Genomic DNA, 11,781 nt, shown 5'->3' with positions numbered 1-11,781 from the left:
AAGAGGGGAAAGAATACCATGCGTTTGAAATTGGAAACCCCGCTCTGCCGGCTGCTGGGCATCCGGTATCCCATTATCGCGGCGGGCATGGCGGGAGGCCCGTCAACGCCAGAGTTGGCGGCCGCCGTCTCGAACGCCGGAGGACTCGGCACGCTGGGAGCCGCCTACTTGACGCCGGACGCCATCCGCGAAGCGGTCCGCCGCGTTCGCACTCTAACGGACCGGCCTTTCGCGGTCAACCTGTTCGCGGCAAGCCCGATGTCCCAAGACGGCGTGCGGCCGGAAGAGATTCAAGCGCAGTTGAACCGGATCCGGGAAGAGCTGGGCATTCCCCGGGTTTCCGACGGTCCGGCGGCTGTTCCCGATCCATTTGCGGAGCAAGTCCAAGCGTTGCTCGAAGAGAAGGTGCCGGTCATCAGCACGGCCTTCGGCATTTTACCGGAACCTTTCATGACGCAGGCGAAAGCAGCAGGAGCGAAAGTGATCGCGATGGCGACGACCGTTCGGGAAGCTGAAATGGCCGAACAGGCGGGCTGCGACGCGATCGTCGCCCAAGGCACCGAAGCCGGCGGACATCGCGGTACGTTCGACGTGGCGTTGCACCCGATGGGTGCCAACGTGGGCACCTTCGCGTTGGTGCCGCAAATCGCGGACCGGGTTTCCGTTCCGGTTATCGCGGCGGGAGGGATCATGGACGGACGCGGACTGGTTGCCGCTTTGGCCTTGGGCGCGCAAGGCGTGCAAATGGGCACGCGTTTCCTGACGGCGGCCGAAGCCGGCACGCACGCCGCTTACCGCCAGGCGCTATTGGAGAGCTCGGAGGAAAGCACCGTTATTACCAAAGCCTTTTCGGGCCGGCCCGCAAGAGGCATCATGAACGCTTTCCTCCGTCAATGGGATGAAGCCGGGCTTCAACCGCTCGCTTTTCCATTGCAGAATACGGCGACGCGGGATATCCGCAATGCGGCGGCTGAACGCGGCGATGCCGGGTACATGTCCTTATGGGCCGGGCAGGGCACTCGCTTGCTGAAGGCGGATCAAAGCGCGGCCGGCATCGTGGAAGAGACGGTGAGGCAAGCGGAGGCCTTATTGTCGACGGATGAATAACGGATTTCCGATGGAGAAGACTGGCAGAAGAAGGAAAAACTCATTTTTTGTCGAATAAAATAGATAACGCCGAAATACTGGATATTTTCTCTTTTTCAGATTCGGATAAAGAAGTTATTTGCTTGTTTTTCGTTCGGCGATGAACTATTCTTTTACTACGAAGATCGTTAAAAAAGCGAGGTCATTTTATGGCCAGAGTGGGCCCGAAGCTGCAACAGTCGAATACACTCCTGATGATATCGAGCATTTATTCCTCCTTGACGAAAGCCGAGAAGAAAGTGGCGGACGTCGTCAAAAGCAATCCCGAGGAAGCGGTTCTGGCCACCGTGACGGATCTCTCCGAACAGGCGGGCGTCGGGGAAACTTCGGTCATCCGCTTTTGCCGCAAGCTGGGTTTCCGGGGATTCCACGAATTCAAGCTGTCCGTCGCGCAGGACCTGGTCGACCGTCCGCCTTCGGTTTCGAACATGGAAATCGACGAAGAGGACGACGTCATGACCGTCGCGCGCAAGTTGACGATGCAGCATGAGCGGCTGCTGAAGAATACGCTGGATCTCGTAAACGTGGACAACTTGAAGTTGGCCGTGGACAAAATGATGGCGGCGAACCGGATTTTCGTCTACGGCGTCGGTTCCTCCGGCATTACCGCGCTGGATCTGCATTACCGCCTGATGAGGCTGGGCATGAACGTAGAGGTTCACCGGGATGCGCATATCATCGCCATGTCCGCCGCTTTGGTGAAGAAGGGCGATCTCGTCTTCGGAATTTCCACGTCGGGAAGCACGAGGGATTTGGTGGATCCGGTTCGCCAAGCGAAGAAGAACGGCGCGGGCGTCATCTGCTTGACGAGCCACCTCCGTTCGCCGATCGCCGCGCATGCGGACACGGTGCTGCTCGTTCCCTCCCGGGAGATGCCGACGGAGGGCGGGGCGCTGTCGACGAAATTCACGCAAATCCATCTGCTCAACATTTTGACGACGCTGTTGTCCATGAAGATGGACACGGCCGCCGAATCGCTCGAGAAAACGGCGATGTCCGTGGCGGACAAGCTGTACTAAACCGCGATAAGCAAACGACAAGGGGAACGGTCCGAATCGGATCGTTCCTTTCGTTTTGTTGTTTTGGATATTTTTTTCTAAATGCGAATGAATAGTGGAGTAAACATTCTACCTATGTTACGATAATAGCGTCAAGGAAAACTGGAAGAGAAGGGCGATGGGAATGGGAGAGACGGCGGACGTTATCGTATTGGGAGGCGGCCTCGGCGGCTGCATGGCCGCTTTGGCCGCGGCGAAGACGGGACTTCGCGTCCTGCTCACGGAAGAAACCGATTGGCTCGGCGGACAATTGACCAGTCAGGCGGTTCCTCCGGATGAACATCCTTGGATCGAAAACTTCGGATGCACCCGCACCTACCGGGAGTTTCGCGATAGGGTCCGGAACTACTATCGGGATCATTACCCGTTGAAAGAGGATGTCCGCAGCCAGTCCAACCTGAATCCCGGAAACGGGTGGGTCAGCCGGATTTGTCACGAGCCGAAGGTTGCGCTGCGGATTCTTGAAGATATGCTGGCCCCGTACGTCAGCAGCGGACGTATTACGTTGATGTACCATTGCCGGCCCGTAAGCGCGGTTTCGAACGGGGACACGGTGGAGTCGGTCGACGTTCAGTCGGAAAAGACGGGCGTCGTCGTGACGTTGAAAGCGAAAATGTTCATCGACGCCACGGAGTGCGGCGACCTGCTTCCGCTCGCGGGCGTGGAATACGTTTCGGGCGCGGAGTCCCGTTCGGAAACGGGAGAGCCGCATGCCCCGGAACAGGCGGATCCGCTTGACATGCAGTCGATCACGCATGTTTTCGCGATGGACTACATAGAAGGTGGAGACTACACCATTCCCAAACCGGAGCAATACGAGTTTTGGCGCTCGTACGTGCCGCCTTATACAAGTGAACCGATGTTCGGTTGGTTGATTCCCAATGTCGCCAAAGAGGGAGAGATGAGGGAAATCCCGTTCATGCCGAACGGCAAGGACCCGATGCCGCTCTGGACGTACCGGAGAATCATCGACGCCGCACAGTTCGAAGAAGGATTCTTCGAGAGCGACATCACGCTCGTGAACTGGAGCCAGAACGATTACTTCCTGGGCCCGATCTATGGCGTATCCGAAGAAGAACGCCGGAAGAACCTCGAAGGAGCCCGGCAGCTCAGCCTTTCGCTCGTCCATTGGCTGCAGACCGAAGCTCCGCGGCCGGACGGGGGGCGCGGCTACCCCGGCATCCGGTTCCGCAAAGACGTGCTCGGAACGGAGGACGGGCTGGCGAAGCATCCGTACATCCGGGAGTCGAGAAGGATCAAAGCCGTACAAACGATCACCGAATTCGACGTCAGCAAAGAGCTGAGGGGGGATCAAGGCCTTCGCCGGTACGATGACAGCGTCGGCGTCGGTTTCTATTTCCTCGATCTGCACCCGACGACCCGCACGAACCGGATGTGCTATATCCCGAGCGTGCCGTATGAAATTCCGCTCGGCGCGCTGCTTCCGATCCGCGTGAAAAACGTGCTGCCGGCTTGCAAAAACATCGGCACGACGCAGATCGCCAACGGATGCTATCGTCTGCATCCCACGGAGTGGAACATCGGGGAGTCGGCGGGTTACTTGGCGGCTTACGCTGTGAGACATGGGATTGCGCCGCATCAAGTCCGTGAAGAAGCCATACATTTGGAATCGTTTTTGGAGCTCATCCGCAGCGAAGGGATCGAGAATCACTGGCCCAGCGACGATTTGCAATGGTGAAGGGGAGCCGCCCAGCATGAAGCAAGCGATCGGAGTCGATATCGGGGGGACGAAAATCCACTTTGCCCTGGTGGACGAACAAGGCGCGATTGTCCGCCGGCTCATCGTGCCCACGGATGCGCAGGCGGGCGCCGAGCGCGTCATGGCCAAGGTGCTGGCCGGCATCGAGGAGATTCTTACAGCAGCCGGAGGGCCGGACGCGGTGGAAGGGATCGGCATCGGCAGCGCAGGGCAAATCGATTACCGCACCGGTGCCGTGGAGTTTGCGGGAGAACAGCTTCCGGGCTGGACGGGAATGCCGATCCGCGAAATCGTGGAGAAGCGTTTCGGCAAGCCGGCCTGCGTCGATAACGACGTAAACGTCATTGCCGTCGCGGAAAAGATGTTCGGAGCCGGACGGGAATACGACAGCTTCGTCTGCCTGGCGCTCGGAACCGGCGTCGGCGGCGCGATCGTGGAAGCGGGGCGGCTGGTGAGGGGAACGTACGGCGGCGCGGGTGAATTGGGCCACGTGACGGTCGACTTTAACGGGCCCCGATGCCCGAGCTGCGGCAACAACGGCTGCATCGAGCTGTATGCTTCCGGAACCGGGATCGCCCGGCTCGGGAAGGAGCATTTGGAGTCGATGACCGCAGGGACGGAGGGGCGGCCCGCTTGGGCGCCGGATTCCCGGGAGGTCGTCCAAGCGTGGGTCGAAGGCGACGCGGCTGCGGCTAAGGTCATGGACACCGTGTTCCGGGCGCTCGGCGCGGCCGTTGCCGGATTCATCCATACATTGAACCCGCAAGCCGTTATCATCGGCGGCGGCGTTTCAGGGACGGGGCCGGTCTTCTTCGAAGCGTTGGAGAAGGAAGTAAAGGCCCGAACGTCTCCCGGCATGAGAAAGGTTTGCCGCTTGCTGCCTGCTTACGTAGGAGCGGATGCCGGCGTGATCGGCGCGGCGGCGCAGGTGTGGCTTTACGGAGCAAAAGGTACGGAATAAGATCATATTCAAGGGAGAGTTGGACTCATGAGCCAATTGAAGGTAGCCGTCATCGGTGCAGGTTCGATTTCGGAGGTGCATTTTGCCGGGTACGACCAGAATCCGGAGGCGACGATCGTCGCCGTCTGCGACTTGAATGAAGAACGGGCCAAAGCCAAAGCCGACAAATACAAGGCGGAAAAGGTATACACCGATTACCGCGAGCTGCTGGCCGATCCGGGCATCGACGCCGTCAGCATCTGCACGTGGAACAACTCGCATGCCGAAATCGCCGTCGCGGCGCTCGAAGCCGGCAAACACGTTTTGGTAGAGAAACCCCTGTGCAAAACGGTAGAGGAGGCGCTCCGGGTGCAAGAGGCCGTCCGCCAAAGCGGCAAAACGCTCCAGGTCGGCTTCGTCCGCCGGTACAGTTCGAACACGCAAATCGTCAAGCAGTTCCTAGAGGCGGGGGAACTCGGCGAAATTTACTACGCCAAAGCGAGCTGCCTTCGCAGGCTCGGCAATCCGGGCGGTTGGTTCTCCGACAAGGAGCGCTCGGGCGGCGGTCCGTTGATCGATTTAGGCGTGCATATCATCGATCTGTGCTGGTACCTCATGGGCCGGCCGAAGGTGAAATCGGTCAGCGGCAACACGTATAACCGGCTGGGCAATCGCGCGCACGTCAAAGGACTGTCCTTCTACAAGGCTTCCGATTACGATGCGAGCAAAAACACGGTCGAAGACTTGGCGAACGCGGTCATCCGTTTCGAGAACGGCGCTTCCCTGCTCGTAGACGTGAGCTTCACGCTGCATGCCCTGAAAGACGAGATTACCGTGAAGATCTACGGGGACAAGGGCGGGGCCGAAATCGAGCCGGAGCTGGCGATCGTCACCGAGAAGCACGACACGATCCTCAACATGACCCCGCAGGTGGATAACCTTTCGTTCAATTTCACGCAAGGCTTCAACAGTGAAGTCAACCATTTCGTGGACGCTTGCTTCGGCCGCAAGGAAACGCTCAGCCCGGTCGAAGACGGGGTCGAAATGATGAAAATTTTGTGCGGGATTTACGAGTCGGCCGAAAAAGGCCGGGAAGTTTATTTCGATTAATCCCAACATCGCAACCCCTTACTGAGAGGAGAGATCGCGTTGAAATTGACCAATAAAATCGGCGTTATCGTGGACAGCTTCCGTTTGCCGGTTCGGGAAGGGCTGCTTAAAGCGAAGGAAGTCGGGGCCGAGGGCGTACAGATCTACGCCGTGAGCGGGGAAATGGATCCCGCGAATCTGACCGGAACCGCACGCAAGGAATTAAAGGCCTACATCGAATCGCTCGGGCTCGAAATTTCCGCGCTGTGCGGGGACTTGGGCGGCCACGGCTTCCAAGACCGCCAGGCGAATGCGGCGAAAGTGGAGAAGTCGAAACGTATTCTCGATCTGGCGGTCGAGCTTGGAACGAACGTCGTGACGACGCATATCGGCATCGTGCCGGACGAGCGGAACGAAGTGTACGAAGCGATGCAGCAGGCTTGCGAAGAATTAAGCGGCTACGCAACGAGCATGGGCGCGTTTTTCGCCATCGAGACGGGCCCGGAACGCGCCGCCCATCTGAAATCGTTCCTCGATACGCTGAGCACCAAGGGAGTGTCCGTCAACTTTGACCCGGCGAACATGGTCATGGTCACGGGGGACGATCCGGTCGCCGGCGTCCGGCTTCTGAAGGACTACATCGTACACACGCACGTGAAGGACGGCGTCCGCTACCGTGAGGTCGATCCCCGCGAAGTGTACGGCGCCCTCGGCTTCGAGCCGATGGACCACGGCAAAATCGCCGAGATGGTCTCCTCCGGCCAAGTGTTCAAGGAAGTGCCGCTCGGTCAAGGCGGCGTCAAGTTCGACGATTACTTCGCCGCGCTGCAGGAGATCGGCTACAAAGGCTATTTGACCATCGAGAGGGAAGTCGGCGACCGTCCGGAAGAAGACATCCGGAAAGCCGTCCGCTTCATTCAGCGATACCGCTAAGGAGAAGAGGCTCGAGTCCGCCATGAAAATTCACTTTCTCGGCACGGCCGCGGCGGAAGGGTTTCCCGGCATGTTTTGCCGGTGCACGCACTGCTTGCGGGCACGCGGGCGGGGCGGCAAAAACATTCGCACCCGCAGCTCGGTCCTGATGGACGATATCCTGAAAATCGACTTTCCTCCCGACACCTACCACCATGTGCTGCGTGACGGCATTGATCTGGGCCAAGTGAGGGACCTGTTCGTGACCCATTCGCACTCGGACCATTTGCGCGCGGAGGATCTGGAGATGCGCCTTCCCGTGTTCGCCCACGAACTGAGCCATCCGCTGCGCGTGTACGGACACGACAACGTCGTCCGCAAATGCCGGGAAGCGGTCGGAAGGCCGAATGCCGAACGTCTCAGCATCAGCCGGATCGTTCCGTTCCAGACGGTGGATACGGGAACGGCCTCCGTCACTGCGCTGCCGGCCAACCATGATCCTGACGAGACTTGCCTTCTGTTTCACATCGAGAAGGACGGGCGCACGTTGTTTTACGGGCACGATACGGGGCTGCTGCCGGACGAAACGTGGCAATGGTTGACCGGCCGACGGTTGGATCTGGTCATTCTCGACTGCACGAACGGCAATTTGCCTTTTACGGGCAGCCATTTGAACATCGAAGCCGTGCTCGCGATCCGGGACCGGATGCGAAGCGAGGGAATGATCGATTCCGCCAGTCGGACGGTGGTGACCCACTTTTCCCACAACATCGGGCTGATGCACGAGGATTTGACGGCCATTTTCGATCCGGAAGGAATCGAAGTCGCGTATGACGGAATGGTGCTTCACATTTAGCAAGGGGAGTGGTAACGCCGAATGCCGCAACCGCTGGTTTTCAATGACGAAGGTTTGTTCAAAATCGTGCAATTCACGGATCTCCACTGGGGAGACGGAAACGAGAACGACATGAAAACCCGGCGCGTGATGGAACGGGTGCTGGAAGAGGAACGCCCCGATCTCGTCGTCATTACCGGCGACGTGATCGAAAGCGGTACCTGCACGACGCCTGCCCATTCCATTCGGGAAGCCGCGGCTTCGCTCGTGAAGGCGGGAACGCCGTGGGCGGTCGTATTCGGCAACCACGACGCGGAAGGCAACGCCACGCACGCGGAGTTGATAGACGCGATACGGGATCTTCCTCACGGCCTGACCGAAAGCGGCCCTGAAGAGCTCACCGGCACCGGGAACTACGTGCTGCGCGTCGCCGGCCGGGACGGCAAAACGGACCAAGCGCTGTTTTTTCTGGATTCGGGAGCTTACGCGGACGCCCCGATCGGGGGGTACGCCGCCTTCGCGAGGGACCAGATCGATTGGTTCGTCCGGGAATCGGAAGCCCTCGCAGTCAAGAACGGCGGCAAACCCGTTCCGGCTTTGGCCTTCTTTCATATCCCGCTGCCGGAATACAACGACGTGTGGGATTTCCGGGAATGCCGTGGACATAAGTATGAAGAAATTTGCTGCCCTCTGCTCAATACCGGCATGTTCGCGGCGATGGTCCAGCAAGGCAATGTGGCAGGCACCTTCGTCGGCCACGACCATGCCAATGATTTCGCAGGCGAACTGATGGGCGTCACGCTGTGCTATGGCCGCAAAACCGGCTACAACAACTATTCGAAAGAGGGTTTCGCGCACGGCGCCCGGGTTATCGTCCTGGAGGAAGGCGTGCGCGGCTTCCGGTCGTGGCTGCGCCTCGAGACCGGCGAAGTGATCGGCGAGCAGCCGCTCCATCGACCGGAGGGAAGGCCGGCAGGTCGATAAGCAACTTAGACATCGGTGGAGGCAGAGAACATGGCGGTTGTAAGCAGATTAACGACGAAAAGCGATTTGGAGCAGGCCGTCCGCTTGTCGGACGTTACTTTCCGCGACGCGGAGCAGCCTTCGATGGGCGGCGCGTTTCCGTATATATTCGGAGAGACTTCGCCGTATCTGTCGTTCGGGGCGTTCGACGAGGAGGGAAGACTGGTTTCGTTCATGGGGCTCGTGCCTTGGGAGATCCGGATCGGCGAAGCCAAGCTGCGGGCGTTCGCCCTCGGTTCGGTCTGCACCGATCCGGATGCGAGAGGCAAAGGGTACGCCAGCGAAATCCTGAGTCGGATCAACGAGTACACGCGCCGGGCTGGAGGAGCTTTGCTCCTCGTCTCGGGCTATCGATCACTCTATACGCGAACCGGTTGCGCTCCGTTCGGGCGGGTCCGCCGTTACGGCATGAGTGCGGAGCATGCCGAGAAGCTGGCCGCCGGCCCGGCGGGGGAAACGGTCCGGGAGATGAGCCCGGACGATCTGTTCGCGCTGCAGGAAGTCGCGGCGGCCCGGCCCGTGCGCTACCATCTCGGCGTGCTTGAGCTGGCCGCTTTGCTTCGCGCCGAAGCGCTGGCAAGCTGCATCAAAATGAAGCATCGGGTATTGGTCGCGGAGCAAGATGGGCGGGTGAAGGCATTCGCGGTGATCGGAGTGCCTATGAGCCCCGAACGCCGAGGCGTCGTCATCGAGCAGGCGGGGGATTCCGATGCGGTCGCGCGGCTGACGGGAGAAGCGGTTCGCCGATATGGCCTGCCAGGCGTCGATGTGCCCGTGCCGTGGCACGAAACCGGGCTTCATGCCGCGCTTGTCGAAGTGCCTTCGGCGCAGGAAGACCATCTGGGCACCGTGCGCATCGTGGACGGGGATGCGCTGCTGTCGCAGCTTCGTCCGTGGTTCGGGGAGGTTTGCCGCGGGCTGCGTCTCGTAGACTCGGGAGAAGGAAATTGGCGGCTGTCGGATGGAGAGGGGAACGCCGTGTCGTTGTCCTCGAAAGATCTCGTGAGACTCATTTTCGACTGCGCCAGCGCGGAAAACGAACCGTTGCCGGAAGGAGCGAAAGCATTCGAGGACTTGTTCCCGGTGCCGTTCCCGTACACCGCGGGTTTATGCTATACGTGATGGATATGGGCAGCTGATTCGGTCGATCCGGAGCGTGACGATTGCTATGCCATTCCTGCAAATGTGCATCTATTTCAAAAGCGCTATTCGAACGGGGCGCAATAGATGTAAATCTACATGTATTTCGGGGCAAAACGAGCGTACGAGCAGTCACGCAACGAAATTCCTGCAGAATTGCACCTATTTGCCTCGGATGGACAGATTCAGCTCAAAAAAATGCACTTTTGCATTTCTTTTATGTTCATGAACGAAACTGCTCGATAACAAAAAGGCGGAACCACACGGTTCCGCCTTTTTCGTGCTATTCCGCCGCCAAGCGCAGGTCCAGGCCGACCTCGAACATCCGCTTCCACGGCATGTATACCCGTTCCAGCCGGAACCGCTCCGGCTGCAGATCCTGCAGGTACTCGCCGATGAAGTCTTCCATCTTGGAACGGACCAACGCCGTCACCTCATCGTGAATGGCGGCGACATCGAAATAATTGCCGCCAAGCGCCGCCAGGTGATTCTCCCCTATATCGGAGCGGATGAGAGCCTGGTAGCCCCAGTCCTCCAGCAGGCGGGAGACGAAGAAAGTCTCGCTGTTCCGCGAGCGTTCGTTACCCGCTCGGCCTTCCTCCTTGCGATAATACGACTCAACGATTGCATGGGAGATGACCGTGCCCAGCGTGTTTCCGGTCGTATTCCATGCGGCGTAAGCGGACAGGGCAGGAAGCAAGCCGGAACCGGACAGCAGGTTCATCAGCGGACGGTCGGAGCCGTTGCTGGTGGCCACGTCTGCCAGGGCGACCATGTAACCTTTGTCCGCGTACCGGCGGATCGCTTGCGCGAACTCCCGCAGGTTCGTTTCGGAGAAATACGCGGCATGGCGATTGGCGTAGGGGAATGAGGTTTCAGCCATGTCGTACTGGCCGACGGGCGGCGAGTTCACCATAAGCACGAAATCGGCTTCCGACGCATGGTCGCCGATGAATCCGCCGGCGGCCGTGATTTGGCTTTTCAGGCTTTCGCCCAGGCTGCGGTCCTCGTATCGCGGAATCGCAAGCGGGCCGGCCGTTGCGGAGAACCGGACGTAGATTTCGGGCTTGTAACCCTTCACTTCGCAGAAAACGCGGGAGAACAGCGTGCATCCGATTTCGTCCGCGCCGGGGTAGACGTGGACGCGGTCCATTAGGCGATGCTCCTCAATCTGGAGCAGCAGCCGCCGCTGTTCCGTCGAGGTATATCCGTATTTGGCGTTATCGTCGAGCGGGATGATCAGGAAATCGATCGTGCCGTTCTTCACCGCTTCGATCGCCATCGCGTTCACCGCGGCGTTCAACCTGCGGCGGCCGGTGAAATCCTCCAGTACGTCCGCCGGCAATCCGGCCAGCAGCGCTTGCCACTCCGCCTGCTCCTCTTCGTTGAGGCCTTCCCGCGATTGCTTGTCCTGGAGCCACCCGTTCCGGGACAATTGCGCGCCGTAGTCCGCGTAATATTCGGGCTCTTCGTCGTTGCTGCTGTAGGCGGGAGCGCGCATGATCAGGTTGAAGCCGTAGATTCGGAGCCGGGGATTGTTTCTCCGGCAAGCCTCAAGCGTCGCCAACCGCGCGCGGCATTCTTCTAATGATAAAGAATGAAGCCGGGAAGGCACGATGCCTCCATAAATGAGCATGTCCAGGGAGACGATCAGCCGATCGGCGGATGCCGTTTGTTCCAGCAGCCAATCCGCGATGGAGGTGGTGTCGGCTGGCGTTTTTTTGGCTCCTAATATCGAATCGGGAGGAGTGACGAGCTTCAAATCCGTTGCTGCGGCGATCTGTACGGGATATACCGCGTTGCACGGCCGTTCGTCCAATGGCAAGTAAACGATAGATGTCATTCGTGCGCCTCCGTAAGGGGTCTTTTTACAAGCATTATAGCATAAGGTTTGAATTTAATATCCAAAATTAAAATC

General features: G+C 59.3%; 10 protein-coding genes. 9 read left to right on the top strand and 1 reads right to left on the bottom strand.

Features of this window, described 5'->3' with window-relative positions:
- Nucleotides 1-18: 18 nt before the first annotated feature.
- From EAV92_RS10370 to EAV92_RS10330, 9 genes are all read left to right on the top strand, one after another.
- On the top strand, nucleotides 19-1,107 hold the full coding sequence (locus EAV92_RS10370) for an NAD(P)H-dependent flavin oxidoreductase (protein WP_123041014.1): 1,089 nt from the start codon (nucleotides 19-21) through the stop codon (nucleotides 1,105-1,107).
- 188 nt (nucleotides 1,108-1,295) lie between these two features.
- Nucleotides 1,296-2,165 (top strand): MurR/RpiR family transcriptional regulator, encoded by an 870-nt coding sequence (locus EAV92_RS10365; RefSeq protein WP_123041013.1) that lies wholly within the window; start codon nucleotides 1,296-1,298, stop codon nucleotides 2,163-2,165.
- Nucleotides 2,166-2,322: 157 nt separating this feature from the next.
- Nucleotides 2,323-3,903 (top strand): FAD-dependent oxidoreductase, encoded by a 1,581-nt coding sequence (locus EAV92_RS10360; protein WP_123041012.1) that lies wholly within the window; start codon nucleotides 2,323-2,325, stop codon nucleotides 3,901-3,903.
- Nucleotides 3,904-3,919: 16 nt separating this feature from the next.
- A complete protein-coding gene (locus EAV92_RS10355; RefSeq protein ID WP_123041011.1) occupies nucleotides 3,920-4,885 on the top strand; it encodes an ROK family protein in 966 nt (321 codons plus the stop codon).
- A gap of 27 nt (nucleotides 4,886-4,912) precedes the next feature.
- Complete coding sequence (locus EAV92_RS10350; RefSeq protein ID WP_123041010.1) at nucleotides 4,913-5,974, top strand: Gfo/Idh/MocA family protein; 1,062 nt, start codon at nucleotides 4,913-4,915, stop codon at nucleotides 5,972-5,974.
- Between the two features lie 39 nt (nucleotides 5,975-6,013).
- On the top strand, nucleotides 6,014-6,886 hold the full coding sequence (locus EAV92_RS10345; protein ID WP_206424302.1) for a sugar phosphate isomerase/epimerase family protein: 873 nt from the start codon (nucleotides 6,014-6,016) through the stop codon (nucleotides 6,884-6,886).
- Between the two features lie 22 nt (nucleotides 6,887-6,908).
- The gene (locus tag EAV92_RS10340) at nucleotides 6,909-7,721 is read left to right on the top strand and encodes an MBL fold metallo-hydrolase (protein WP_123041008.1); all 813 of its coding nucleotides are present in this window, start codon (nucleotides 6,909-6,911) and stop codon (nucleotides 7,719-7,721) included.
- Between the two features lie 21 nt (nucleotides 7,722-7,742).
- The gene (locus EAV92_RS10335) at nucleotides 7,743-8,684 is read left to right on the top strand and encodes a metallophosphoesterase family protein (RefSeq protein ID WP_123041007.1); all 942 of its coding nucleotides are present in this window, start codon (nucleotides 7,743-7,745) and stop codon (nucleotides 8,682-8,684) included.
- A gap of 30 nt (nucleotides 8,685-8,714) precedes the next feature.
- Nucleotides 8,715-9,845 (top strand): GNAT family N-acetyltransferase, encoded by a 1,131-nt coding sequence (locus tag EAV92_RS10330; RefSeq protein ID WP_123041006.1) that lies wholly within the window; start codon nucleotides 8,715-8,717, stop codon nucleotides 9,843-9,845.
- 301 nt (nucleotides 9,846-10,146) lie between these two features.
- On the opposite strand, the gene EAV92_RS10325 is transcribed toward EAV92_RS10330, so the two are convergent.
- Nucleotides 10,147-11,706 (bottom strand): DUF4127 family protein, encoded by a 1,560-nt coding sequence (locus EAV92_RS10325; protein ID WP_123041005.1) that lies wholly within the window; start codon nucleotides 11,704-11,706, stop codon nucleotides 10,147-10,149.
- Between the last annotated feature and the right edge of the window lie 75 nt (nucleotides 11,707-11,781).

The sequence above is a fragment of the Cohnella candidum genome (genome assembly GCF_003713065.1).
In the GTDB taxonomy this organism is placed as follows: domain Bacteria; phylum Bacillota; class Bacilli; order Paenibacillales; family Paenibacillaceae; genus Cohnella; species Cohnella candidum.
This window is presented reverse-complemented; position numbering and strand designations above follow the sequence as displayed.

What these genes read in the sequence shown, in the direction of transcription:
- EAV92_RS10370 (WP_123041014.1), top strand. Translation starts at nt 19, where the DNA reads ATGCGTTTGAAATTGGAAACCCCGCTCTGCCGGCTGCTGGGCATCCGG.
- EAV92_RS10365 (WP_123041013.1), top strand. Translation starts at nt 1,296, where the DNA reads ATGGCCAGAGTGGGCCCGAAGCTGCAACAGTCGAATACACTCCTGATG.
- EAV92_RS10360 (WP_123041012.1), top strand. Translation starts at nt 2,323, where the DNA reads ATGGGAATGGGAGAGACGGCGGACGTTATCGTATTGGGAGGCGGCCTC.
- EAV92_RS10355 (WP_123041011.1), top strand. Translation starts at nt 3,920, where the DNA reads ATGAAGCAAGCGATCGGAGTCGATATCGGGGGGACGAAAATCCACTTT.
- EAV92_RS10350 (WP_123041010.1), top strand. Translation starts at nt 4,913, where the DNA reads ATGAGCCAATTGAAGGTAGCCGTCATCGGTGCAGGTTCGATTTCGGAG.
- EAV92_RS10340 (WP_123041008.1), top strand. Translation starts at nt 6,909, where the DNA reads ATGAAAATTCACTTTCTCGGCACGGCCGCGGCGGAAGGGTTTCCCGGC.
- EAV92_RS10335 (WP_123041007.1), top strand. Translation starts at nt 7,743, where the DNA reads ATGCCGCAACCGCTGGTTTTCAATGACGAAGGTTTGTTCAAAATCGTG.
- EAV92_RS10330 (WP_123041006.1), top strand. Translation starts at nt 8,715, where the DNA reads ATGGCGGTTGTAAGCAGATTAACGACGAAAAGCGATTTGGAGCAGGCC.
- EAV92_RS10325 (WP_123041005.1), bottom strand. Translation starts at nt 11,706, where the DNA reads ATGACATCTATCGTTTACTTGCCATTGGACGAACGGCCGTGCAACGCG.